Here is a 22,755-nt window from a genome sequence, read left to right as displayed (position 1 = left end):
AAGGTACTTCGATTATATCACACAAAAAAATTGGGCTACAGACGAAAAAAAGCTTGCAAGAAGGTGCAAAATTTGATAACGTATTCATGGCGTTGAAAACAGTATGAAAACAAATCAAATCAATATGGAGAGGAAATTATCATGTCAAAACAAACTATTACAATTTACGACGTTGCTCGTGAAGCCGGCGTTTCCATGGCAACCGTTTCTCGGGTAGTTAACGGAAACCCTAACGTTAAGCCCGACACCCGTAAGAAGGTTAACGAAGTAATCGAACGCTTAGATTACCATCCTAATGCGGTTGCGCGCGGATTAGCAAGTAAGAAATCAACCACTATCGGGGTTATCTTACCTGACATCACCGAAATGTTCTTTGCTGCATTAGCGCGGGGGATTGACGATATTGCTTCAATGTACAAGTACAATATCATTTTGGAAAATTCTGATGAAGATGTCGATAAAAAAGTGGAAGTACTTGAAAACTTGCTTGCAAAGCAAGTTGACGGTGTTATTTACATGGGAAACGCAATCGACGATCGGTTACGTGAAGCGTTGAAATCAGCACGGACTCCCGTGGTTTTTGCGGGTTCCGTTGATGACAAGCATGCTTTACCTTCCGTTAGCATCGACAACGAAGCGGCCGTTTACGAATCAGTTCGAAAACTAATTGAAAATAAAAACAAGAAGGTTGCTTTTGTTTCTGGCCCACTTTCACAACCGGTAAACGGAAAGTTCCGGATCGAAGGATACAAGCGTGCTTTAGCTGAATCAAACATTGATTTTGATGAAAGCCTCGTATTTGAAACTACTAACACTTACGAAGACGGAATTAAGTTAGCTTCGCAAATTGCTTCAAGCGATATCACGGCTGCTTTCGTTGCTAACGACCGTTTAGCAGTGGGACTTTTAAATGGGTTACAAGACCTTAACGTAAAAGTACCTGAAGAGTTTGAAATCATGACCAGCAACAATACTAACTTAACTAAGATGGTGCGCCCGCAAATTAGTTCAATTGGCCACCCAATGTACGACACTGGGGCGGTAGCAATGCGGCTATTGACTAAGTTAATGAACAAAGAAGAAGTTGAAGAACGGAACATTACTTTGCCATTTGACATGGTGTTCAGACAATCAACTAAATAAGCTAAAAACGAGCGGGTACAGAAAGTCGGGGAGTTTGGGAAAGTTAACGGAAATTTAGCGTTACGCTAGGTTCGGGTTAGCAGAATAAACCAGCTTTTACCCCTAATAAAGCAAATCAAAATGCTTTTCAAGAATATTTAATCCTTGAAAAGCATTTTTTATTTTAATTAAACCAAAAAAGGTGAAGATTGTTTTTCATTACGAAAATAACAATCTTCACCTTTTTAATATTATACGGACTATTTATGTATAAGTCTTTTATAAGAAAATCCCTTTGTACAACGCTACGGCACAGATTCCCGCTAAAATAGGGGCAATTACTGGAATTGGTGCGTAGTTCCATTGAGAAGAACCCTTATGTTTAATTGGTAAAATAGCGTGGACTAACCGTGGACCTAAATCCCGTGCAGGGTTTAACGCTGGACCAGTTGCACCACCAAGTGAAGCAACCAAAGTTCCTACAAGGAAACCGAGGGCGATAAATACCGAGCTCATGTTTTCCTTGAAATATGGGGCATGCGTAAAGGCAGTTGCACCGAAGAAGAGGATGAACGAACCAACAAACTCGTTAACAAAGCCGTTCCATAAGCTATCACTTGCGTCAATGGTACCAAAAGTTCCTAAAATTGATTCTGGGTCAGTGGTTTGATCGTAATGTGGTAAGTAAGCCCAGTAAACAACTAGTTGACCAATAATCGCACCCAGCATTTGAGCAATTATAAATGGGATAACTTGTGACCAGCTAAACATTCCGGAGACGGCTAACCCAATTGTAAAGGCGGGGTTGATTTGGGCTCCTGACACGGTTCCAAACATTAATGCCGGAACCATGACTCCACAACCGTAACCAACGGCGATTACAAGCCAGTCACTACCGTTTCCCTTAGTTCCTTTAAGTTCCACGTTGGCAACCGAACCATTTCCTAAAATGACTAAAATAGCTGTACCCAAGAATTCAGCAGCTAATTTAGCAAAAAAACTATATTCCATCATCTAACTCCCTTAAAAAGTATTTTAATGAGACACACTGTTTAAAAGTATATCTTATCTAAAAGGGGATATGCAATACCAATTTTGCAAGCTTTCGGGAGAGTTTTCAAAAATAAAAATAAATTACATCTGCTTTCATTGAAGAAAAAACAGGCGAAATGATAAACTAAGAAGTGGATGAAGCTGTTAACCAATGCAAAGCGTTGAAAACGCACGTTTAATTACGATTGAGAAGGGGAAGTGGTTAAAATTCAAGAAACCAGGATGAGCAGGCAAAGTCATTTAGCAGAAAAGAAAGTTGATCAAACGGAGGTGCCCGTTCGACCGCCACGCCTTGTGGTAGCAAGGGTGTTAATGATTTTATTTGGGTTATTCTTCTTTGGCGCAGTTTCGGCTAAACAGACCGTGTTTAATGCAAATTACGTCCAGCAGCAAATTGAAAAGTCTAGTGCTGCCGAAGTAATTAATCAACAGTTGGATACCCAGTTACAGCAAGCGGGGATTAACCAAAGCAACCTGATTCCAGATGATCTAGTTAACGACGAGTTAAAAACGATGGTTCAGCAATTTTACGATGGGCAGCAAGTGCACATTGACGAAAATATCATTACTAACGCAATCAACCAAAGTACCCAAGCTACGGGGGCTTTCCAACAAACGGTTAACGCAATGGTAGTTAGCAAAGTAGTGGCCGTTTTTAATAGTCAGCTAGATACACAGAAACTTTCCCGATATGCCGGTCAGGTGCAAAAATTATCGCGGATTGACCAAACCGTAATTTGGGTTAGTGGCGTGGGGCTAGTTTTGACATTGGCATATGCGTTGCTACGTAAACGACTGCTCAGTACCATTAGTTCTACCTTGCTAGTAGTCGGCGGATTTGTAGCCATTATCTGCGGAATTGGATACGTAAGCAACGTATTGAGTAATTTACCGATTCAATACCCAGTGGTTAAGCAAATCGTGCAGACTGCTGGACAAGATTTATTGGTACGAGAATTTACGATCGCGCTAGGATTATTCTTGGTAGGGGTTGTTTTAGCAGTATTTGGTAAGGGATTTACTACGATTCGCAAGGGGTTGAAGCGACGGTAGGAAAGAAAAACGAGGCCAGAGTTGGCAAGCTTGCGAGCATTAATTAAAAATCGACTATTATGCCTGAAGTGGGCATAATAGTCGATTTTTGTTTAGTCGGATTTATTGCTATTCGGCGAGCGTGTCGGCACAATTTAACTCAACGGCAACGCCATTTTTCTGTAAAGTCTGCACGTGCATTTCCCCCCACGAACATAACTGGTCTAACAGAGTGGACAAAGTCTGTCCATAGTCGCTAAGGGAATACTCTACCTTGGGAGGAATTACGTTGTAAGTTTTCCGGTTGACGATGTGGTCACGTTCTAGTTCGCGTAATTCTTGAGTGAGCATTTTTTGGCTGATGCCAGAAATTTGCCGACGCAATTCGCTTGGGCGTTGTTTCCCGTGGCGGAGGTTGCATAGGATAATTGGCTTCCATTTTCCGCCAATCACGTCCATCGTTGCTTCAACCCCGATATTGTATATTTTTTTCTCCATTAGTTGCACCCCTGTAGTTATTAAAAGTAACTTTTAGGTAAGTATAGCACAATAAAGTCGGTACTAGATTAAATGAAACTTTGTTTCTATAATTGCTTTACTAATTTAATTAAGGAGCATTGTTAATATGATTAAATCTTTAGACGATCGCGTAACTTTAAACAACGACACGACCATGCCAGGTTTGGGGATGGGAGTGTTTCAGATTCCTAATGAGCAAACTGCGCAAGTTGTTGCCGAAGGAATTAAAGCGGGGTACCGCTTGATTGACACCGCCCAAGTATACGGCAATGAAGCGGGGACCGGAGCCGGGATTAAAGCCGGTTTGGCGGCAACCGGGCTAAAGCGAGAAGACTTATTCATCACTTCTAAGGTGTGGAATGACCACCTTTCTTATGATGAAACGCTCCGGGCTTTTCAAGATAGCTTGGCTAAATTGGACTTGGATTATCTTGATTTGTATTTAATTCACTGGCCGGGTCAAGACGCTTTCCGGGATTCTTGGAAGGCGTTAGAAAAACTTTATCACGACGGTAAAATCAAGGCGATTGGGGTAAGTAATTTCCAAATCAGCCATTTAAAAGAGCTGGCTGAATTTGCGGAAGTCATGCCGGTGGTTAACCAAGTGGAGACCCACCCTAAGCTAAGCCAAACGGAGTTGATCGAATTTGCGACCGTCCACAACTTGAAAATTCAAGCTTGGTCGCCGTTAATGCAGGGAAAAATTTTGGATAATCCTGTTTTGAGCGAAATTGCGCAAAACCACCAAAAGAGCGTTGCTCAAATTATTTTACGGTGGGACATCCAACGGGGCGTTTTGTTGGTAGTTAAATCGGTCAAGCCCGCCCGTATTAAGAGTAACGCGGAAGTCTTTGACTTTGAACTAACCGCCGCCGAGATGGCTAAAATTAATGAGCTAAATGAAAATTTACGGGTTGGTCCCGACCCGGACACGTTTAATTTTTAATTTGGAAAGCGAGGATAATTAAATGGAACTACATTTAGATGGTAAATTAGCGTTAATAACTGGTTCAACTAAGGGAATTGGAAAAGCAATTGCGATGGAAATGGCCCGGGAGGGGACTAACGTAATTATTAATGGTCGTCGAGCTGCTGACGTACAAAAGGTAGTCGATGAAATTAAAACACAGTTTCCTAAAACTCATCCGCAGGGAGCGCCTTTCGATATTACTGATGATAAAAGTCGGCAAGTGTTGTTTGAAAAATTTCCCGAAGTCGATATTTTAGTGAATAACATGGGGATTTTTGGCACCATGAAGTATTGGGATATTGATGATGAGACCTGGGAACGTTATTTCCGGACCAACGTTTTGGCTGGCAATGCACTAGCTAAATTTTACATGCCCCACATGCTAAAACAAGACTTTGGTCGGGTAATTTTTATTGCTAGCGAAGAAGCCGTTATGCCTTCGGGAGAAATGCCCCAGTATAGCATGACGAAGACCATGAACTTATCTTTGGCAAAGAGCCTATCGAACCTGACCGTGGGTACTCACGTAACGGTAAATACGGTGATGCCGGGTTCAACCCTTACGGAAGGTGTTCAAAAGATGCTTACCGAAATGTATCAGGATAGCGGAATTCCCGAAGAACAATGGGAAGCAGACTTCATGAAGAATCACCGCTCTAGATCACAAATTCAGCGTCTTATTCGTCCTGCAGAAATTGGACGGTTCGTAACCTTTGTGGCAAGTCCGGATTCGTCATCATTTTCTGGAGAAGCTTTGAGAATTGACGGCGGACTAGTACCGACTATTTTTTAAATTAAAAATGGCCTTGCAACATCCTAGTCGGGTGTTACAGGGCCTTTTTACATGGTTTATTTTTACTATTTACGGTGGTTAATAAAGCTTAATCCCACATATCATTTACTACCACGGTTTGTTCACGGTCAGGACCGATTGAAAAGGCACTAACTTGAACGCCAGTAATTTCTTCGATCTTCTTAAGATAATTTTTCGCGTTGGCAGGTAATTCATCGTAAGACTGCATTTGGGTTAAATCTTCTTGCCAACCTGGCAAAGTTTCGTAAATTGGGGTTAAGTTTTCGAGTTCCTTTTCAGAAGCTGGGTAATAATTAATTACTCCGTGATCGGTTTGGTAACCGGTACAAATTTTCACTTCGTCGAAGCCGGACAAGACATCGAGACAGTTGACGACTAAGTCAGTCAAACCGTTGACGTCGGCAACGTACTTCATCAAAACTCCGTCAAACCAACCAATCCGCCGCGGACGGTGGGTAACGGTACCGTATTCGTGAGCAACTTCGCGAATGCGATCACCAATTTCGTTAATTTGTTCGGTTGGGAAAGGACCTTCACCAACTCGAGAAACGTATGCCTTACATACGCCAATGACGTGCTTGATTTTAGTTACCCCAATTCCAGAGCCGGTAGCAGCACCACCAGCCGTCGGATTTGAGGAGGTAACGAATGGGTAGGTACCATGGTCAATATCAAGCATGGTTCCTTGGGCGCCTTCAAAAAGAACCCGTTTTTGTTCGTGCAATTTAGTGTTGATTAAGTAACTGGTATCGGTGATGTAATCTTTTAGGATTTGTCCGTATTCAGCGTATTGCTTTGTAAGTTCATCTACGCTTGGTAATTGTTCCCAAAGATCGTCATCCAAAACCCGTTGCTTTTGAGCTAGGTTGAAGGCAATCTTTTCTTTTAATCCTTCAGCGTCAAGCAAGTCGACGGCCCGGATCCCGATCCGTTGCATCTTATCCATGTATGCCGGACCAATGCCCTTATTGGTAGTACCAATTTTTTCGCCGTTTTTAGAGCGATCACGTTCTTGTTGTTGATCTTGCAAGATGTGGTAAGGGAAAATGATGTGTGCCCGGTCAGAAATTCTTAAGTGGTCGGTGTTTACGCCGGCTTGATTTAATTCTTTAATTTCGTCTAATAGGGTGTGTGGGTTAACCACGGTTCCGTTGCCAATAATGCAAATTGAATTAGGTGCCAAAATTCCGGATGGGATTAGTCGCAAGGCAAGCTTTTGATCGTTAACGACCAAGGAATGACCTGCGTTATCTCCACCAGAGTAACGAACGGTAACATCAGCGTTTTGTCCCAAAAAATCAATGATCTTACCCTTTCCTTCGTCGCCCCACTGGCTGCCGATTACTACTGTAGCTGTCATCTTCATTCCTCCATTTTTATCAATACACAACTTCCTGATAATAACATAAAATAGGGTAAATTTAAATGAGTCGACCCGAATTATTGGAAGGGTTAAGCATTTGATAGTTCGCGTTTATTAATTAGGGAGAGTTTGATAAAATAGGTTAGTAAATAATTTTTTTAGGACGAGGGGTAATCTAAATGATTGATCGTTATACGCGACCTGAAATGCAAAAAATATGGAACCGGCAAGCGCAGTTTGACAGCTGGCTAGAAGTTGAAATTGCGGTAGTCAAAGCTTGGAATAAGGTCGGAAAAGTTCCGGATGAAGACCTAGCGCTAATTGAGAAGAATGCGCGCTTTGATATTGACCGAATTGATGAAATTGAAAGTCAGACTCACCATGACGTGATTGCTTTTACAAGGGCGGTTTCCGAATCTTTAGGTGAAGAACGGAAATGGATCCATTACGGTTTGACCAGTACCGACGTGGTTGACACTGCACAGTCGTTGCGGATTAAAGCAGCTAACAAAATCATCGCAGCTGATTTAGAAAAGCTCCAAGCAACTTTGAAGGAAATGGCAACCAAGTATAAAGACCTGATTACGGTAGGGCGGACCCACGGGATTCACGCGGAACCAACTACGATCGGTTTGAAATTCCTACGCTGGTATTCCGAAATCAACCGCAATATTGAACGCTTCAAGCAGGCTCGCCAACACATTGAAGTGGGTAAAATCAGCGGTGCGGTAGGAACGTTTGCTAATATCACTCCTCAAATTGAAGAGTGGGTTTGCGAAATGTTGGGAATCCGGCACCAAGAAATTTCCACCCAGATTTTGCCACGGGATTTACACGCCGAATACTTAAGCGTGCTAGCATTGATTGCTTCCCAAATTGAAGAAATGGCAACTGAAATTCGGCATTTACAACGTACCGAAGTTAACGAAATGCGGGAAGGCTTTGCCAAGGGTCAAAAGGGTTCTTCCGCAATGCCTCATAAACGTAATCCGATCGGCTCAGAAAATGTTTCTGGTTTAAGTCGGGTGGTGCGTGGCGAAATGGTTACGGCCTTTGAAAACATGAATTTGTGGCACGAACGTGATATTTCGCATTCTTCGGCAGAACGGGTAATTTTACCGGACGCGACTTCCTTGGTGGACTATGTATTAAACCGGATGAACCGAATTTTAAATAACCTGGTCATTAACGAAGACGAAATTAAAAAGGATTTGGAAATGACCCACGGGTTGATTTTCTCACAACAAGTCATGTTGAAGCTCATCGATAAAGGTTGGACTCGGGAAGAAGCTTACGACACTGTTCAACCAATTGCCATGGAAGTTTGGAATACTGGGCAGCATTTTATGGACTTACTGCTTAAAGATAGTAAAATAAAGACGACGTTAAGTGATGAAGAAGTTAAATCAATTTTTAACTATCGCTACCACTTGAAGAACGTTGACGCGATTTACCAACGTTGTGGAATTAACGTAGAATAAGCAGGTGCGAAACCAGGAAGCGAGGAATTAAAATGGGTGCAAACGAAGCTTTACTGATTATTGATTATACAAATGATTTTGTTGCTACGAACGGAGCGTTAACGACTGGCAAGGTGGGCCAAGCAATTGAACCAGCCTTGATTAAAGCCGCTAATCGGGAACTTCGCGAAGGTGGTTGGGTAATGCTACCAACGGATCTACATGTTGAAAAGGATCCCTACCATCCCGAAACCAAATTATTTGATGCGCATAATTTAGAAGGATCCTGGGGACGGGAATTGTACGGCCAATTAAAGGACTGGTACGAATTGAATCAGGATAATCCGCGGGTCCGGCAGTTTGCTAAAACTCGTTATAGTTCCTTTGCGGGCACAGATTTAGACATTCGTTTACGTGAACGTCACGTAGATACTTTGCGATTAGCAGGGGTTTGTACGGATATTTGCGTCTTGCATACGGCAGTCGATGCCTATGACCTGGGTTACCAGTTAATTATTGACCCAACGACGGTCACAACGTTCACCGAACACGGTCAAGAATGGGCGTTGTCCCATTTTAAAAATGCGTTAGGGGCGACGATTGAATAGCTGATTTAAAATAAAATTGAGTATCTAATAAATTAAGAAGTGTAGTGCTAGCTTAGTGGATAAGTGGGCGTTGCACTTTTTTTATAGCTAAATGCTTTTTAGCCCCGCTAGAGAAGCCGTCCATTTAAGCGCTTTTTTATGCTAGAATGGAGATAAACAATAAATCGCGGAGGGCGCAGATGAGCTTTACTCTAAAAATCATGCGAAGCATTTTTTCAATCCCTCCTAACTAAGTTTTTAGGGAGGATTCCATATTTATTGTAAATAACTTAAAGGAGATTGATTAAATGGTTGAAGCAATTAATTTAAAAGCAGGAATGACGTTTATTAAGGATGGTAAGTTGATTAAAGTTCTTGAAACGAACCACCATAAGCCTGGTAAGGGAAACACGGTAATGCAAATGAAGCTTTACGATGTACGTTCGGGAGCTACCGTGCAAACTACGATGCGGCCAACCGAAAAAGTTGAGCAAGCAATTGTGGATACTAAGGAAGCCCAATACCTATATCGGCAAGACGATACGGCGATTTTCATGGACACGGAGACTTACGAACAATACGAACTGCCAATTTCAAGTATTGAACAAGAAATGAAATACTTACTAGAAAATACGGAAGTGAAAATCAACTTCTATGGTGACGAAGTGATTGGGATTACTCTTCCAACTACGGTAGAACTCAAGGTTGTGGAAACTTCACCTTCCATTAAGGGGGCAACGGTAACTGGTTCTGGTAAACCAGCCACTATGGAAACCGGTTTGGTAGTTAACGTTCCGGATTTTGTCCAAGAGGGCGAAACGTTAATTATTAATACCGAAAAGGGTACTTACACAAAACGGGCGTAATTGCGCAGTCTTAGAATAGAATAATTAATCTACTTTTCGCAGTTAGACGACGTTGCGAGGAAATGCTTGAAGCTGGGAATTTTTCCCAGTTTTTTTGTTTCCGTGGATGGAAGCGGTTAACGTAGTAGGAAAGTTAACCGCGATAAAGTTGAGTACTATTTTAGACTTTTAGGGAAACCTTTACATTTTTGGCAATTGGGTGTACTTTTTAATTGTTCTAAAGTAGAAATGGGGGTTAGCTGATGATTAAGTCTAAAATTGGGTCGGTATTTTTTGTATTGCTCTACGTGTATTTGTTTTACTTGGTGGCTACTAACCAAATGATGCCTGCAATGTACGTAATGGCGGGCGGAATGCTGTTGGAGTCAGTAATATGCTTAATACATAACTTTAAAATGGGAGGGAAATCAAAATGATTACAAAGTATCTATATGATGAAAACGCCTATGATTACCATGACGGTGGGTACCGCCCGTTAAAAAAGGCGCCCGGAGAAGAACACCCATTGAACGTTCCGGCTTTTTTGAAACCTGATCGAATAGAAGGAAATGAAATTTATTATACGGTAACTGCACAAGCTGGAGAAACGAAGATTTTGCCTGGCAAGCCAACGCACACTTGGGGGTACAACGGTAGTATTTTAGGTCCGGCAATTCAGTTTGAAACTGGTAAGACCTACCACGTCACTTTAAAAAATGAATTAGACGAAGTTACTACTTTCCATTGGCATGGATTGAATATTGTGGGGCCCTACGAAGACGGGGGACCTCATGCGCCAGTCTATCCGCACGGGGAACGCAAAATTACGTTTACGGTCGACCAACCGGCGGCTAACATTTGGTTGCATCCGCATCCATGTCCAGAAACGGCGCGCCAAGTTTGGAATGGGCTGGCAGCACCGGTAATTATTACCGATGGACACGAACAAAGCCTTAAGCTTCCGCGGCGCTGGGGAGTTAATGATTTTCCAGTGGTATTGCAGGATCGTAGCTATCACGATAATCAACTAGATTACAAAGCCGACTACGATGTGGACGGGACCTTGGGCGATTACGCGTTGGTTAACGGCACGGTCAATCCGGTGGTTAACGTTACTAAGCCAATTGTCCGGTTACGTTTCTTGAATGGTTCTAACCGGCGGGAATGGCGGCTTCACTTTGCGGATTATCATCCCTTCACCCAGATTGGTAGCGACGGGGGACTGTTGCCGGAAGCCGTTGAAATGGATCGCATTATGCTGACCTGTGCGGAACGGGCCGACGTATTGGTTAACTTCTCCGATTACCAACCGGGTCAAGAGGTAATTTTGCAAACCGACGATTTTAACTTAATTAAGTTCAAAATTGGCGACATTAAGAAGGAAAATATGCTGCTACCGTCACCATTGGCAGAAATCCCAGCATTGTCCGTTGACGAAAATACTCCGGTCTTCAAAACGGTGATGTCCGGGATGGATGATCAAGTGCGGTTGGATGGCAAGTTGTTTGATATGCAACGAATTGACACCCGCCAGCAAGTTGATCAAACCCAAATTTGGGAAGTTTCCAACACTAACGACATGGAAGGTGGGATGATTCACCCGTTCCACATCCATGGTTGCCAATTCCAATTGATTGATCGCAACGGGCACGCGGTTAATCCCAACGAGCACGGTTGGAAAGATACCATTGGAGTTAACCCTAACGAAACGGTTCGGATTAAGGTTAAATTTACCAAATTAGGAATCTTTATGTACCACTGCCACATTTTGGAACACGAAGATACCGGAATGATGGCCCAAATTGAAATTTTTGATCCAGATCACCCAATTGAATATCATCTAATGCCAATGGACCATAAAATGTAGGAATTAGGGAGTGTTTTACGGTTAAGGTCAACAAGCTAACGTGCATTAGCGGTCGGCAATCAATCGGAGTGACTTCCAGTTAGAAACTTGGCGGATTACGGACGCGGAAGCGATCTTGGATGAGCACGAACTTCCGTTGACAAGCATATTTCGGAAGCGTATTATATTAAGCGTCTATGAATACGATAAATATAATATGAAAGAAGGAGTTCGGAAATGTCAGGACATTCAAAGTGGCATAATATTCAAGGCCGTAAAAACGCCCAAGACGCAAAACGTGGTAAAATTTTCCAACGGATCTCCCGGGAGATCTACGTGGCAGTTAAAGCTGGGGGTCCGGACCCTTCTGCCAACCCTCAACTTCGCTTAATGATGGATAAAGCTCGTGCAGCTAACATGCCAAAAGATAACATTAAACGTGCTATTGACAAGGGTAGCGGTACTGGTGGAGCTAACTACGAAGAAATTACTTACGAAGGTTATGGACCAGCAGGAACCGCAATTATCGTTTCTGCTTTGACTGATAATAAGAACCGGACGGCTGCAGCTGTTCGTTCTGCATTCACTCATCATGGTGGTTCACTAGGAGCTACTGGTTCAGTTTCGTACATGTTCGACCGGAAGGGCTACATCGTTATTAAACGCGAAGGTTTGGATAAAGACGAAGACCAAATGATGGAAGATGCTATCGAAGCAGGTGCGGATGACGTACAAACTTCTGATGAAGTATTCGAAATCTACACGGATCCTAAAGAATTTGCTGCCGTTCGTGATGCACTTGAAGCTAAGGGCTATGATTTGGCAAATGCTGAATTAACTATGATTCCGGAAACGGAAACTCAAGTTCCTGCTGATAAAGTAAAGCAATACACGGGATTAATCGACGAATTGGAAAACAACGACGACGTTTCAGAAGTATACGAAGCTGCTGTTTTACCAGATGACGCTGAATAATAATGAATTTCAGAACCAACCCCATTTTATGCGGGTTGGTTTTTTTGTGCCGTTTTAGTAAAAGAAAGTTTCAATGGTGGTAGGCGGGCATAAAACCGGTATGGTAAAATCATTGCATACGTAATGATAATTGAGGTGGCAAAATGACTAATAAAGTAGTTGTGCTAGGTAGTTTAAACGTGGATCGGATTTTACAGATGGATCGAGTCCCCGAACCTGGCGAAACATTAGCATTAAATAATCAAGACATGGCCGGTGGCGGTAAAGGAGCTAACCAGGCAATTGCTGCTGCTCGCTCTGGTGCGCAAACGAGTTTTATTGGCCGGGTCGGCGCAGACGAAAACGGTAAGTTCATGCTGCAACAGTTGGTTAATAGCGGAGTGACTACCGACTTGGTAGCGGTAGACGAGGATGCAGGTACTGGACAAGCATTTGTGATGGTAGAAAAGAGTGGCGAAAACCGAATTTTAATTTATGGGGGTGCCAATGCGCAATTATCCGCCACAGACGTGAAGAAGGCCCAAACACAAATTGCTGCAGCAGATTTAATGGTTGCCCAACTAGAAACTCCTGTAGAAACGACGCAATTTGCTTTCCAAATGGCTAAAGAGTTGGGAGTTAAAACCATTTTGAATCCCGCACCAGCGGTGGCTAAGTTACCAGCAGAGCTACTAAAAAATACGGATGTGATCACCCCGAACGAAACGGAAGTCGAAATTTTAACTGGAATTGCCGTGACTGACGAAGCGGCAATGTTAAAAGCAGCCCAACGCTTACACGACCTAGGCGTGGCGACCGTAATTATCACCCTAGGAAGTAAGGGTGTGTTCTACGACGATGGTGTGCAACACGGAATCGTTCCGGCATTTAAAGTCCGGGCGGTGGATACAACTGCAGCGGGAGATACTTTCTTAGGTGCTTTAAGCTCGGAATTAAATCCTGATTTAAGTAATTTAAAAACCGCCATTGAGTATGGTAACAAGGCCTCTTCGTTAGCAGTCCAAAAGATGGGGGCGCAACCTTCAATTCCGACTCGGAAAGATATTCTGAAATAAATTTCTATTTCGGTAGGTAAAAAACATTTAGTTGTAAGAAAGTCAAAGTGGGTTGTCCGTTAAGTAAAGCCAATTAAGCTTGCAAATACGATTTATTACCAGAAAAGGCGACCAAATTAAAGGAACCTCTTAAGAATTTTTCGATTCTTAAGGGGTTCCTTTTTAGTTTTTTAAGGTAATTAAGGTTAGCAGTTTTACTCACCGCGGTGATAACAAATTTACTAATTAAAAAATGGTTTAAAAAAATAAATTTGCCGACTTTTCGTATCTACATGATGAGGAGGCGAAATGAGTAGTGGATATAACAAACCAATTAAGTCGAATTATGCAAGAAAGCATTGTTCATCATGATAGTGATTTGTTTATTATGCCCCGTAACGATAAATACCAGGTGCTTTATCGAAATGTGCAGGGATATCGCAAGTCTACGCACATCGAACAGCGGGAAGCCGAACAAATTATGTCATATATCAAGTATCGCGCAGATATGTCAATAAGTGAACGACGTCGACCCCAAAGCGGCGCCATGACCTGGTTGGCAGCCGATGGTCAGGTGGTGAATTTACGAATTTCAACGGTAGGGGACTTTTTAGACCGTCCCTCGATGGTGGTTCGCTTTATTTACGAGTTGAAGCAGCAACGTGAAATTTTAGACCCGGTCAGCCTGCAAGATATTGAAGCGGCGGCGCGTTTAAGGGGGATGATTGTTTTTTCTGGGCCAACTGGTTCGGGGAAGACTACGTTAATTTACGAGATTGCTAAAAAGTTAAGTGGTTCAAAACTCGTAATGTCGATTGAAGATCCGGTAGAAATTCAAGAAAATAACTTCCTGCAATTACAGGTTAACGAGAAGTCCGGAATGACCTACCAAGCATTGTTAAAAAGTGGACTACGAAACCGACCAGATATATTTATTATTGGCGAAATTCGGGATAGTAAAACGGCCGAAATCGCGGTTCAAGCTGCGCTAAGTGGTCACTTAGTATTAACTACTTTGCATTGTAAAAGCACGGAAGGGGTTTGGGACCGGTTGCTAGAGTTGGGAGTGCAAGAAGATTATTTAAAGGAGGCGCTAACTGCCACCATTTACCAACGGATTATTCCAATTAAAAATGGTTCTATCCGAATTCTAGCGGAAATGAAGTCATTCCACCCATTGTTAAAAACTAAGTCACCAAGGTGGCAGACCAAGTTAGAGGAGTGGAAAAACAGTGACCAAATTACCAACGAAGTATATCAGGACTACCAGTACGGGTAAAATACCTTTAGCAGATCAGGCATTTATCTTCTCCACGATGGTGGATTTGTTAAAAATGGGCATTTCGCTAAGAAAAAGCGTAGATTTTATTCGCATTATGCGACCTTCGATTGCTAAACCGATGCAAAACGTGATTGAACAGCTGCAGCGTGGGCAATCTTTTTCGGCCGCCTTTCAGCCTTACGTAAGCACGAACATTTATTATCAACTGGCAATTGCAGATCAGCATGGGGGCCTTGTTAGGACGCTCAACACGATTGCTCAAATTTTCACCAGTCAGGAACGGCAACGAAAAAAACTACGGTCAGTGATCCAATATCCGTTATTTTTGCTATTGTTTTTAGGACTCATGATGGTGGGAATGCGGATTTACATCATGCCAGAATTAGCAGATTGGAATCGGGGAACTAAAAGTTGGGATAGCCAATTAATTAAGGCAGGGTGGGCAGCAGTCTTTTTGGTTGCGTTAGCATCGCTAGGATATTATTTCTGGAAATTTAAACGTTGCAGCATTACTAACCAAGTCAACCTTCTTTGTCGCTTGCCCATCATTGGGCCGCTTTACCAAAATTATTGCCACTATTATTTATTAGCAAACCTATCTTTTCTAATTGCCAACGGGATGTCTGTGGGAAGTATTTGTAAATACCTTAACCAGTTAGATTCAAAATCGTTGTTGCACCAAATTGGGCGGAAGGTTGAACACAGCATTGCGAACGGCCGGCAGGTGGATCAAATTATTCAAAAGGCTGTTTATCTGCCAACCGAACTAAGTTTGCTAATCCAAAAAGGAAGTCAAAAAGATGCCTTAGCAACGGAAATTTACGCGTTGTCAATGATGAAGTACAAAAACTTAATTAGTCGGATTGAACGTTTGATTCTAGTAGTTCAACCAATTTTATTTGGCATTATTGGGATAGTGATTGTAATTATGTACTGGAACCTATTGATGCCAATGTATAACTCAATAAAGGAAGTGTCGTAATGAAAAACAGAATTAAGAAAGCGTTTACATTAATCGAAATGACGGTCGTGTTGTTTATCATTTCATTATTAATCCTAATTATTTTACCAAACGTAACTAGTCAAAAACATAATGCTCGCAACATCCAGGGCGATGCACTTACCGAAGTTGTTCAAACTCAAGTGGACTTGTATGAAAATGAATACAATCATTTACCGGAAAGCTTAGATGATTTAAAGGAAAAAGGATACTTATCGGATAAACAAATGGACCAAGTTAATCGGGACGGGATTAAAGTAGATAGTAGCGGTCATGTTAGCCGTAGCTGATGTCCGGAAAGCGGGATTTACCCTTTTAGAAAGCATTGTGGTATTGTTAATCACTTGTAGCACAATTGGAATGGGGTTGGTTAATTTTCGGGGAGCCTATAGTGAACAGCAGGAGAAAATATTTTTTAAACGTTTTGAAATGGGTTGGCAGGAAATGGAACGGTTGGCAATGTATGAAGGTTGCCAGGGCTCGGTAATTTTTATTAAAGACGATCACAGCGTGATGTTTCATTGGCAGCACGGACGGGAGCGACACTCTAAATATTTAGATTTACCTCCTAACTTAGAGCCGTATACCGACCGGACCATTCGGATTGGTCGAGACGGGATTGTTACCCCCACGACGGTGATTTTACAGGAGAATGGCCAAAACAAATACCGCTTAGCAGCACAGTTAGGATGGGGTGTTTATGAAATTACCCGGGTGTAAAAAGACTGGCACGTTGCTTTATGAAGGAATCGTGGGACTATTTATTCTGGGAAGCTTTTTAGCAGTTATGATGAACACTTGGCATAGTTGGCAGGTTAGTATTAGGGAAAACCGAATCGAGCTTAATCAAGAACGGGAAGTTTTAAATGAACTCAGGCAAAAATTATAAATACGGATTTACGTTGGCTGAAGCAATTTTAGCATTATTAATTATGGTACTGATTGTTAACTTAACAATCATGGCAGTCAAAGCAACTAAGCATAAAGCTGAAGCTGACTTTGAAGACAAAATTACCTAGGTTGTTCAAGATTTAGAATCAAAGCGGCACGATTTTCGTTTGAAAGAAGTTCGCCCTAATCGCTTGATCTTGTATTCAGAAGCGCAAAAGAAGCGTTACGAGCTGGAGTACTATTCGCGAAAAAATATGCTGCGTTATACTCCCGGGCATATGCCGTTAATGCCGGGGGTGCGTGCGGTTTCTTTCAAACGGGTCGGTAATTTAGTTCAAATTAAAATGAAGGTTTATGGAGGCAACTATAGTGCGTACGCGTTTATTCCACCAGCCGAAAAAGAAAGCTAGCGCGATGATTACCGCCTTGTTTGTATTAACGTTTATGGCGGGAATTAATCTGTTTTTGAATGACCAAGCACGGCAAACGATTTTGCGATTAAAAAATGAACAAGCGACCACCCAAGTTAAAATCTTAGCCAACCAGTTTTTATTACGTTACCGAGAAAAAGAAATTAAAAAGTTGACTAATAAAAAACTGGGTACGGTAGAATTAAATCAGGATCAAAACTTGACGATAAAACTCAAGAAAGGTAATACTGTAAAGGTTAGATTTAACGAAAGTGGATATTAGTGAGGAAGGATCGCAAATGGATACAGAAAAAATTGAAAAAATATACCGTGTTTTTAAGGAATCAACCGAACTATTACAAAAAAATTTGGACGTGGATTTTTTAGATGCGTTCATTGAAACGGGGGATAACTTAATCACGGGAGAAATCCAAGTTGAAGACGGTAAACCAGATCAAGCAACAGTGCAAAAATTAAAGCAAGTTTACGCAGATTTTAACTGGCAGGAATATGAAACTGAAGAGCTTCGCAAAGCCATCCAATTGGTGATGATCCAAGCAAACCGGGTCGAACGCATCCAAGCTAATCACCAATTTACTCCGGAAGCAATTGGAATGCTTTTTAACTACATCATTGAGAATTTGCCGTTATCCCAAGATCAAGTATCAATATTCGATCCGGCAGTTGGCACGGGGAACTTGCTATCAACCATTTTGAATTATTTTCAAGATCACCAAGTTAAATTCAACGGGACGGGTATCGATAATGACGATACTATGCTTGCGATTGCAAGTATGTCCTTTATTTTCGAGCATTTAAAAGTGGATCTCTACCATCAAGACAGCATCGATAATTTGTTGGTTAAAAATGCTGATATTGTAGTTTCAGATTTGCCGGTTGGATATTACCCAATTGATGAGCGAACGGTTGGTTTTGAGACGCGTAGCTCGGAGGGACATTCCTTTGTACACCATTTATTAATTGAGCAATCAATGAAGGCGGTACGGCCGGGCGGCTTTGGAGTTTATTTAGTTCCAAGTAACCTTTTTCAAACGGAAGAGGCCAAAAAGCTACTAGCATTTTTCCATGACAAAATTTATTTACAGGCGATTTTAAACTTGCCAAGTAAGATGTTTAAAGACGCTAAAGCACAAAAATCGATTTTAATTCTGCAAAAGGTGGGTCAGAATGCTAAACAGGCTGATCAAGTTTTGTTAGGTGAATTCCCAGACTTTAAGGAGCAAAAGGAAATGGTGGCGTTCCTCAAGGATTTCAAAAAATGGGCGCAAAAAAGTTTAAAATAATTGTTTAAATTGCTTAATTATTTTTAAGCACAGTTACCCCCGATAATTCCGATGCCGCAGGCTGGAGACCTCTGATAGAGGTTTCCAGTTTTTTGCGTAGAGGGAAATTGTACAAAGTTCTTATAGCCGCGGTACAATTAAAAATGATTCTTAGTTAGAATGAAAAAATCAAGGGAAAGTAATGAAGAGGATGATAATTTGAATTTTTTTACGGCAGATACCCATTTTTTTCATAAAGAGCTACTAAAAGACCATGACTTTGCGCCACGTGATTTTACTAATATTAATGCGATGCATGAAGCAATAATTAAAAATTGGAATCAACGGGTGACGGACCGGGACGTGGTTTATCATTTAGGCGACATTGCGTTAAATTTTGTGCGCCCAGAAAAAAAGGCGCATGAAGAGGTGTACGAACTATTAAAACGGCTTAACGGGCGACTAGTTTTAATTAAGGGGAATCATGATTCGCGGAGTTTATTTAAATATTTATCTAAACATAATTACTTAGTGAATGGTAAGCCGAAATTTGAATTTCATTCGGTAGGAACAATTATTAAAATGAATCACCGGCAGTTAATTATGAGCCACTACCCAATTATGCTAGGGATTGTCCAGCAAGTGATTAATTTGCATGGGCACATCCATCATTACAGCGTGAATATTAAGGAAAATATCAATGTGGGGGTCGACACTCCTGAAAAGGATTATTTAGATTACCGAATTCCGTTTGGCGCCCCCTTTTCTGAAAGTGATATTGAACAAATGATTGACGGAAAAAGAATTGACTTTAAAAAACGGCGTTAAGCTGTAGGCTATGGAAAAGTTACGGTAATTAAAGTAAGATATTGACCTGTACGTTCCTTTTAATTTAGGATGGTGCTATACAATAAGCGGGGAATAGTGATGAATAAAAAAACAAATGAAGAGTTGGCGGAAATGCGACGTCCGGTGGTTAACCGGGTCGTTCAAGTCAATACAGACGAGGTTCTAATCAACGATCACGAATATCGTTTAGAAAAAAATTATCGCGATGCGTTTGATGAAGAATTGATGGCCGGACGCTTTGTCGGGTTGTTGAGCCGGTACGACTTTATTGTTGGGGATATCGGTTCGGGACAATTACGGCTGAAGGGCTTTTTTGCAGATGAAGAAAAGGTGCCTAACGAATTAAAAATCAGTCGTTTCGAAGACTACCTTTTTGAAATTTGTAGTTTTGGGTGTCCATACTTTATATTACGTAATATGCAAGTTAATGAGCGTTCAAAGCGACGCTGGATTAAAGAATGGCACCGCGCAGAAACTAAGCATAAAGCAAAACGACCGGTTTCGAAGAAGGCTAAATCACGCAAGCCAGTTGCAAAACGACGTAACGAAGTGGTGGGTACCGGTAAAAAGAAACGACAAAAAACTTTTAAAATAAGGGAGAAAAAGAAGTAATGATTGAAAATTATGGTGGATATATGATTGATTTAGACGGAACGATGTACCGGGGAAAAGAGAAGATTCCGGCAGCTAAGCGGTTCGTCGAACGGTTACAGGAAAAGCAGATTCCGTTTTTGTTCGTAACTAACAATACGACTAAAACTCCAGAAGACGTAGCAAAAAATTTGACGGAAAACCATGATATTAAAGTGAAACCGGAAAATGTTTATACGGCTGCTTTGGCTACTGCAGATTATTTGGATGGAATTGCTGACAAAGATCATCGCAAAGTCTACATTATCGGTGAAATCGGGTTGAAACGTGCAATTTTAGCGAAGGGGTTTGAAATGGAAGAAGACCACCCCGATTACGTGGTTGCCGGGTTGGATTACGATGTTACATATCATAAATTTGAGGTAGCAACCTTAGCAGTAAAAAAAGGTGCTAAATTTATTGGCACCAACGCGGACACTAATTTGCCTAATGAACGGGGATTAGTACCGGGTGCGGGCTCTGTAATTGCTTTGCTAGAGCGTTCAACGCAGCAAAGGGCCTTTTATATCGGAAAGCCAGAAACCATTATTATGGAAAAGGCATTAAAGGTAATGGGGTTGCCAAAGGATCAGGTAGTTATGGTGGGAGACAATTACATGACTGACATTTCCGCTGGAATCAATTTTGGCATGGATACTTTATTGGTGTATACGGGGGTTTCAACGCCTGAATTGGTGGCAAAGCAGGCGGTTAAACCTACGCACGAAATTAATAGTTTTGATGAATGGCAATAAAAATGCGCAAACTAATGGCAGCTTTATTGACAATTTGGGTTGGGATTAGTGGTGCGATTTTTCTTACAATCAATTCGCCCTGGTTGTTTCATTGGTCATTAACGGCGCGAACTGTTCACACAACGGGTTTAACTACTGCGCAGGTCATCAAAAATTATCACCAACTATTAGCGTACTTAGAATTTCCCTGGGTGAAACGTCTTAACTTGGCGGATTTCCCTTTTTCTAAGGGAGGGTTAATTCATATGGCGGCGGTAAAAAATCTGTTTTTATTAAATTCCATTACGTTGGTATTGGCAATCGGCGGACTACTATTAATTTGGCACCGAATTTTTAGAGAAAAACAGGAGTGGCAAATGTTGCGTTTCTTTCAGATTGCCATTGTGGTAACTCCGTTAATCATTTTTTTCTTGGCAGTGGATTTTAACCGTTATTTTATTATTTTTCATCAAGTCTTTTTTAGGGATAATTATTGGATTTTTGATCCAAAAACGGATCCGATTATCAATGTATTAACGGATCGGTTTTTCGCGCTTAGTTTTGCCTTAATAGGAATACTTTTTGAAATGTACATGATCTTTTTTTATCGAATAATAAAAAAACAGGTCCTAACGTAGACCTCCGTTTGATGAGCGGGGTTACGTTAGTTGACCTGTTTTTTTGATTTTGACTTGATGAACGAAATTATTGCAGGAATTAGGGAAACGACGATAATGCCAATTACCACTAATGAAAAATGCTCTTTTACAAATGGGATGTTGCCAAAGAAGTAACCAGCACCACAGCAAACGGCTACCCAAGCAAAATTCCCCACGATGTTATAGCGGATGAATGATCGGTAAGGCATGTTAGCTCCAGCAGCAACAAAAGGAGCGAAAGTTCTAATGATGGGCATGAACCGTGCTAGGGTGATGGAAATGTTACCATGCTTCTCGAAAAACTGCTGAGCTTCGTCCATTTTTTCGTCACTGATAAACTTACCAAAGAAGGGATGCCTGCGCAGTGCCATTCCGACGTGCTTTCCTAAAAAGAAGTTTAGGGAGTCTCCCAATAGGGCTGCAAGAGAAAATAAAATGATGAACGCCCAAACGTTTAGCCCGTATACAGGTTTAGCAGAAAGAGCAGTAGCTGCAAATAAAAGGGAATCACCTGGTAGAAACGGGAGAATTACGGCACCAGTTTCAATAAAGATAATGGCAAATAGAATTAAGTAAGAATAGTTACCGAAGTTATTTACAATAGTTACCAAGTGTTCGTCAATGTGAAGAACAAAGTCAATTAGAGTTTGCAAAGAATCATTCCTTATCTAAAAATTTAGGTATCATATATTGAGGATTTAACTTTCAACGTCTAGAAAGCCTTGTTTTAATCCCGCTTTTCTTGAATCCGCAGTCTATATTATCATACAGTTAGGGAAGGAACTTTGCTTTTTTAAAAGATTACCTTAAAATTAAACTTTTAGAGGGGGAGCAGAGCAATATGTATAAACTAGGAGAAATACTTGAAGTAAAAATTGTTGGCATCCGGGATTACGGTCTTTTTATTCAGGATAAAAAGGGACGTAAGGGATTGATACACGTTTCAGAGTGTGACAATCAGTATATTAGAAATATGCACCACACTTTTGATATTGGAGAAAAAGTTCAAGCGGTGGTAATGGAAGATGATGGCAATCGACGCTTTGCGCTGTCAATTCGTGCTTTAAAGGAAACCAAGGGTAACTTAAGTAAGTACCCTAGGCCAATTAATTTTTATGTTAATCATAAGCATTTTTGGACAAAAAGCCACTATGATGCAGGTTTTAAGCCGTTAGCAGAGCACTTGGAGGGGTGGAAAGCGGAAAAATTAAAATAATTTAGAAAAATGGGTTGACGTACCCGTATAAAACTTGGTACTATATTTGAGCGGCGTTAAGGAAGACGTCGTTCATGAGATTTCAAATTAAAACAATTTAAAAAAAGTTGTTGACAATTGATTCTCATGATGATATATTTAAATAGTTGTCAAAAACGTTATAAACGTTGATACGACGACG

General features: G+C 41.3%; 29 protein-coding genes. 25 read left to right on the top strand and 4 right to left on the bottom strand.

Translation table 11 applies throughout. The features are described from left to right. The first annotated feature begins 141 nt into the window (after positions 1 to 141). Positions 142 to 1,143 (top strand): catabolite control protein A, encoded by a 1,002-nt coding sequence (gene ccpA, locus HMPREF0623_RS03460; protein ID WP_002832047.1) that lies wholly within the window; start codon positions 142 to 144, stop codon positions 1,141 to 1,143. Positions 1,144 to 1,401: 258 nt separating this feature from the next. On the opposite strand, the gene HMPREF0623_RS03455 is transcribed toward ccpA, so the two are convergent. Beyond that, complete coding sequence (locus tag HMPREF0623_RS03455) at positions 1,402 to 2,133, bottom strand: MIP/aquaporin family protein (RefSeq protein ID WP_002832045.1); 732 nt, start codon at positions 2,131 to 2,133, stop codon at positions 1,402 to 1,404. Positions 2,134 to 2,373: 240 nt separating this feature from the next. On the opposite strand from HMPREF0623_RS03455, the gene HMPREF0623_RS03450 reads away from it, so the two are divergent. Then, positions 2,374 to 3,228 (top strand): hypothetical protein, encoded by an 855-nt coding sequence (locus tag HMPREF0623_RS03450; protein WP_004166011.1) that lies wholly within the window; start codon positions 2,374 to 2,376, stop codon positions 3,226 to 3,228. Positions 3,229 to 3,336: 108 nt separating this feature from the next. Here the strand turns inward: HMPREF0623_RS03450 and HMPREF0623_RS03445 are convergent, their stop codons facing one another. After that, the gene (locus tag HMPREF0623_RS03445) at positions 3,337 to 3,705 is read right to left on the bottom strand and encodes a winged helix-turn-helix transcriptional regulator (RefSeq protein ID WP_002832043.1); all 369 of its coding nucleotides are present in this window, start codon (positions 3,703 to 3,705) and stop codon (positions 3,337 to 3,339) included. 127 nt (positions 3,706 to 3,832) lie between these two features. Between HMPREF0623_RS03445 and HMPREF0623_RS03440 the strand changes: the two genes are divergently transcribed. Together HMPREF0623_RS03440 and HMPREF0623_RS03435 are read left to right on the top strand one after the other, a co-directional pair. Next, positions 3,833 to 4,672 (top strand): aldo/keto reductase, encoded by an 840-nt coding sequence (locus HMPREF0623_RS03440; protein ID WP_004166010.1) that lies wholly within the window; start codon positions 3,833 to 3,835, stop codon positions 4,670 to 4,672. A 22-nt stretch (positions 4,673 to 4,694) separates the two neighbouring features. Next, positions 4,695 to 5,489 (top strand): SDR family NAD(P)-dependent oxidoreductase, encoded by a 795-nt coding sequence (locus HMPREF0623_RS03435; RefSeq protein WP_004166009.1) that lies wholly within the window; start codon positions 4,695 to 4,697, stop codon positions 5,487 to 5,489. Positions 5,490 to 5,577: 88 nt separating this feature from the next. Here HMPREF0623_RS03435 and HMPREF0623_RS03430 read toward each other — a convergent pair whose 3' ends face one another. Beyond that, on the bottom strand, positions 5,578 to 6,870 hold the full coding sequence (locus HMPREF0623_RS03430; protein ID WP_004165401.1) for an adenylosuccinate synthase: 1,293 nt from the start codon (positions 6,868 to 6,870) through the stop codon (positions 5,578 to 5,580). A 182-nt stretch (positions 6,871 to 7,052) separates the two neighbouring features. Here HMPREF0623_RS03430 and purB point away from each other — a divergent pair, with 182 nt between their 5' ends. From purB to HMPREF0623_RS03340, 20 genes are all read left to right on the top strand, one after another. Next, positions 7,053 to 8,354, top strand: a complete 1,302-nt coding sequence (gene purB / locus HMPREF0623_RS03425; protein ID WP_002832039.1) for an adenylosuccinate lyase — start codon at positions 7,053 to 7,055, stop codon at positions 8,352 to 8,354. A gap of 32 nt (positions 8,355 to 8,386) precedes the next feature. Continuing rightward, complete coding sequence (locus HMPREF0623_RS03420) at positions 8,387 to 8,941, top strand: cysteine hydrolase family protein (protein WP_004166007.1); 555 nt, start codon at positions 8,387 to 8,389, stop codon at positions 8,939 to 8,941. A 287-nt stretch (positions 8,942 to 9,228) separates the two neighbouring features. Beyond that, complete coding sequence (gene efp, locus HMPREF0623_RS03415; protein WP_002832037.1) at positions 9,229 to 9,786, top strand: elongation factor P; 558 nt, start codon at positions 9,229 to 9,231, stop codon at positions 9,784 to 9,786. Between the two features lie 242 nt (positions 9,787 to 10,028). Then, positions 10,029 to 10,202, top strand: a complete 174-nt coding sequence (locus HMPREF0623_RS09635) for a hypothetical protein (protein ID WP_002832035.1) — start codon at positions 10,029 to 10,031, stop codon at positions 10,200 to 10,202. Further along, positions 10,199 to 11,632, top strand: a complete 1,434-nt coding sequence (locus HMPREF0623_RS03410) for a multicopper oxidase family protein (protein WP_004166006.1) — start codon at positions 10,199 to 10,201, stop codon at positions 11,630 to 11,632. The genes HMPREF0623_RS09635 and HMPREF0623_RS03410 overlap by 4 nt, the downstream gene beginning before the upstream one ends. Before the next feature lie 216 nt (positions 11,633 to 11,848). Beyond that, positions 11,849 to 12,586: a YebC/PmpR family DNA-binding transcriptional regulator gene (locus tag HMPREF0623_RS03405; RefSeq protein ID WP_002832031.1), complete on the top strand. Its 738-nt coding sequence runs from the start codon at positions 11,849 to 11,851 to the stop codon at positions 12,584 to 12,586. Positions 12,587 to 12,729: 143 nt separating this feature from the next. Next, on the top strand, positions 12,730 to 13,641 hold the full coding sequence (rbsK, locus tag HMPREF0623_RS03400; RefSeq protein ID WP_002832030.1) for a ribokinase: 912 nt from the start codon (positions 12,730 to 12,732) through the stop codon (positions 13,639 to 13,641). A 295-nt stretch (positions 13,642 to 13,936) separates the two neighbouring features. Beyond that, positions 13,937 to 14,899, top strand: coding sequence for a competence type IV pilus ATPase ComGA (gene comGA / locus HMPREF0623_RS03395; RefSeq protein WP_004166005.1), 963 nt, complete (start codon positions 13,937 to 13,939; stop codon positions 14,897 to 14,899). Further along, positions 14,853 to 15,884 (top strand): competence type IV pilus assembly protein ComGB, encoded by a 1,032-nt coding sequence (comGB, locus tag HMPREF0623_RS03390; protein ID WP_229785786.1) that lies wholly within the window; start codon positions 14,853 to 14,855, stop codon positions 15,882 to 15,884. Before comGA ends, comGB begins: the two co-directional genes overlap by 47 nt. Continuing rightward, positions 15,884 to 16,192, top strand: a complete 309-nt coding sequence (comGC, locus tag HMPREF0623_RS03385) for a competence type IV pilus major pilin ComGC (protein ID WP_004165396.1) — start codon at positions 15,884 to 15,886, stop codon at positions 16,190 to 16,192. Before comGB ends, comGC begins: the two co-directional genes overlap by 1 nt. Further along, positions 16,176 to 16,622 (top strand): type II secretion system protein, encoded by a 447-nt coding sequence (locus HMPREF0623_RS03380; RefSeq protein ID WP_004166003.1) that lies wholly within the window; start codon positions 16,176 to 16,178, stop codon positions 16,620 to 16,622. The genes comGC and HMPREF0623_RS03380 overlap by 17 nt, the downstream gene beginning before the upstream one ends. Continuing rightward, positions 16,603 to 16,791: a hypothetical protein gene (locus tag HMPREF0623_RS03375; protein ID WP_004166002.1), complete on the top strand. Its 189-nt coding sequence runs from the start codon at positions 16,603 to 16,605 to the stop codon at positions 16,789 to 16,791. The genes HMPREF0623_RS03380 and HMPREF0623_RS03375 overlap by 20 nt, the downstream gene beginning before the upstream one ends. Then, entirely contained in the window at positions 16,769 to 16,921 is a 153-nt protein-coding gene (locus HMPREF0623_RS09705) for a hypothetical protein (protein WP_004166001.1), read from the top strand. Before HMPREF0623_RS03375 ends, HMPREF0623_RS09705 begins: the two co-directional genes overlap by 23 nt. A 39-nt stretch (positions 16,922 to 16,960) precedes the next feature. Further along, positions 16,961 to 17,203: a ComGF family competence protein gene (locus tag HMPREF0623_RS09700; RefSeq protein ID WP_229785787.1), complete on the top strand. Its 243-nt coding sequence runs from the start codon at positions 16,961 to 16,963 to the stop codon at positions 17,201 to 17,203. After that, positions 17,163 to 17,486: a hypothetical protein gene (locus HMPREF0623_RS03365; protein ID WP_005917559.1), complete on the top strand. Its 324-nt coding sequence runs from the start codon at positions 17,163 to 17,165 to the stop codon at positions 17,484 to 17,486. The genes HMPREF0623_RS09700 and HMPREF0623_RS03365 overlap by 41 nt, the downstream gene beginning before the upstream one ends. Positions 17,487 to 17,502: 16 nt before the next feature. Then, positions 17,503 to 18,507 (top strand): class I SAM-dependent methyltransferase, encoded by a 1,005-nt coding sequence (locus tag HMPREF0623_RS03360; protein ID WP_036671250.1) that lies wholly within the window; start codon positions 17,503 to 17,505, stop codon positions 18,505 to 18,507. A 198-nt stretch (positions 18,508 to 18,705) separates the two neighbouring features. Further along, positions 18,706 to 19,314: a metallophosphoesterase gene (locus HMPREF0623_RS03355; RefSeq protein ID WP_002830237.1), complete on the top strand. Its 609-nt coding sequence runs from the start codon at positions 18,706 to 18,708 to the stop codon at positions 19,312 to 19,314. Between the two features lie 99 nt (positions 19,315 to 19,413). Further along, positions 19,414 to 19,947: a YutD family protein gene (locus HMPREF0623_RS03350; protein WP_036671249.1), complete on the top strand. Its 534-nt coding sequence runs from the start codon at positions 19,414 to 19,416 to the stop codon at positions 19,945 to 19,947. Continuing rightward, positions 19,947 to 20,720 (top strand): TIGR01457 family HAD-type hydrolase, encoded by a 774-nt coding sequence (locus tag HMPREF0623_RS03345; protein ID WP_004165996.1) that lies wholly within the window; start codon positions 19,947 to 19,949, stop codon positions 20,718 to 20,720. The genes HMPREF0623_RS03350 and HMPREF0623_RS03345 overlap by 1 nt, the downstream gene beginning before the upstream one ends. After that, complete coding sequence (locus HMPREF0623_RS03340) at positions 20,711 to 21,337, top strand: TIGR01906 family membrane protein (protein ID WP_002830234.1); 627 nt, start codon at positions 20,711 to 20,713, stop codon at positions 21,335 to 21,337. The genes HMPREF0623_RS03345 and HMPREF0623_RS03340 overlap by 10 nt, the downstream gene beginning before the upstream one ends. Before the next feature lie 26 nt (positions 21,338 to 21,363). Here HMPREF0623_RS03340 and HMPREF0623_RS03335 read toward each other — a convergent pair whose 3' ends face one another. Beyond that, positions 21,364 to 22,011 carry a VTT domain-containing protein gene (locus HMPREF0623_RS03335; RefSeq protein ID WP_004165994.1) on the bottom strand — a complete coding sequence of 216 codons (648 nt, stop codon included), beginning with the start codon at positions 22,009 to 22,011 and terminating at the stop codon, positions 21,364 to 21,366. A 188-nt stretch (positions 22,012 to 22,199) separates the two neighbouring features. On the opposite strand from HMPREF0623_RS03335, the gene HMPREF0623_RS03330 reads away from it, so the two are divergent. Then, complete coding sequence (locus tag HMPREF0623_RS03330; protein ID WP_002830232.1) at positions 22,200 to 22,574, top strand: S1 RNA-binding domain-containing protein; 375 nt, start codon at positions 22,200 to 22,202, stop codon at positions 22,572 to 22,574. The last annotated feature ends 181 nt before the right edge of the window (positions 22,575 to 22,755 follow it).

The organism is Pediococcus acidilactici DSM 20284 (genome assembly GCF_000146325.1).
Classification (GTDB): Bacteria; Bacillota; Bacilli; order Lactobacillales; family Lactobacillaceae; genus Pediococcus; species Pediococcus acidilactici.
This window is presented reverse-complemented; position numbering and strand designations above follow the sequence as displayed.

What these genes read in the sequence shown, in the direction of transcription:
- ccpA (WP_002832047.1), top strand. Translation starts at nt 142, where the DNA reads ATGTCAAAACAAACTATTACAATTTACGACGTTGCTCGTGAAGCCGGC.
- HMPREF0623_RS03455 (WP_002832045.1), bottom strand. Translation starts at nt 2,133, where the DNA reads ATGGAATATAGTTTTTTTGCTAAATTAGCTGCTGAATTCTTGGGTACA.
- HMPREF0623_RS03445 (WP_002832043.1), bottom strand. Translation starts at nt 3,705, where the DNA reads ATGGAGAAAAAAATATACAATATCGGGGTTGAAGCAACGATGGACGTG.
- HMPREF0623_RS03440 (WP_004166010.1), top strand. Translation starts at nt 3,833, where the DNA reads ATGATTAAATCTTTAGACGATCGCGTAACTTTAAACAACGACACGACC.
- HMPREF0623_RS03435 (WP_004166009.1), top strand. Translation starts at nt 4,695, where the DNA reads ATGGAACTACATTTAGATGGTAAATTAGCGTTAATAACTGGTTCAACT.
- HMPREF0623_RS03430 (WP_004165401.1), bottom strand. Translation starts at nt 6,870, where the DNA reads ATGACAGCTACAGTAGTAATCGGCAGCCAGTGGGGCGACGAAGGAAAG.
- purB (WP_002832039.1), top strand. Translation starts at nt 7,053, where the DNA reads ATGATTGATCGTTATACGCGACCTGAAATGCAAAAAATATGGAACCGG.
- HMPREF0623_RS03420 (WP_004166007.1), top strand. Translation starts at nt 8,387, where the DNA reads ATGGGTGCAAACGAAGCTTTACTGATTATTGATTATACAAATGATTTT.
- efp (WP_002832037.1), top strand. Translation starts at nt 9,229, where the DNA reads ATGGTTGAAGCAATTAATTTAAAAGCAGGAATGACGTTTATTAAGGAT.
- HMPREF0623_RS09635 (WP_002832035.1), top strand. Translation starts at nt 10,029, where the DNA reads ATGATTAAGTCTAAAATTGGGTCGGTATTTTTTGTATTGCTCTACGTG.
- HMPREF0623_RS03410 (WP_004166006.1), top strand. Translation starts at nt 10,199, where the DNA reads ATGATTACAAAGTATCTATATGATGAAAACGCCTATGATTACCATGAC.
- HMPREF0623_RS03405 (WP_002832031.1), top strand. Translation starts at nt 11,849, where the DNA reads ATGTCAGGACATTCAAAGTGGCATAATATTCAAGGCCGTAAAAACGCC.
- rbsK (WP_002832030.1), top strand. Translation starts at nt 12,730, where the DNA reads ATGACTAATAAAGTAGTTGTGCTAGGTAGTTTAAACGTGGATCGGATT.
- comGC (WP_004165396.1), top strand. Translation starts at nt 15,884, where the DNA reads ATGAAAAACAGAATTAAGAAAGCGTTTACATTAATCGAAATGACGGTC.
- HMPREF0623_RS03380 (WP_004166003.1), top strand. Translation starts at nt 16,176, where the DNA reads ATGTTAGCCGTAGCTGATGTCCGGAAAGCGGGATTTACCCTTTTAGAA.
- HMPREF0623_RS03375 (WP_004166002.1), top strand. Translation starts at nt 16,603, where the DNA reads ATGAAATTACCCGGGTGTAAAAAGACTGGCACGTTGCTTTATGAAGGA.
- HMPREF0623_RS09705 (WP_004166001.1), top strand. Translation starts at nt 16,769, where the DNA reads ATGAACTCAGGCAAAAATTATAAATACGGATTTACGTTGGCTGAAGCA.
- HMPREF0623_RS03360 (WP_036671250.1), top strand. Translation starts at nt 17,503, where the DNA reads ATGGATACAGAAAAAATTGAAAAAATATACCGTGTTTTTAAGGAATCA.
- HMPREF0623_RS03350 (WP_036671249.1), top strand. Translation starts at nt 19,414, where the DNA reads ATGAATAAAAAAACAAATGAAGAGTTGGCGGAAATGCGACGTCCGGTG.
- HMPREF0623_RS03345 (WP_004165996.1), top strand. Translation starts at nt 19,947, where the DNA reads ATGATTGAAAATTATGGTGGATATATGATTGATTTAGACGGAACGATG.
- HMPREF0623_RS03340 (WP_002830234.1), top strand. Translation starts at nt 20,711, where the DNA reads ATGGCAATAAAAATGCGCAAACTAATGGCAGCTTTATTGACAATTTGG.
- HMPREF0623_RS03330 (WP_002830232.1), top strand. Translation starts at nt 22,200, where the DNA reads ATGTATAAACTAGGAGAAATACTTGAAGTAAAAATTGTTGGCATCCGG.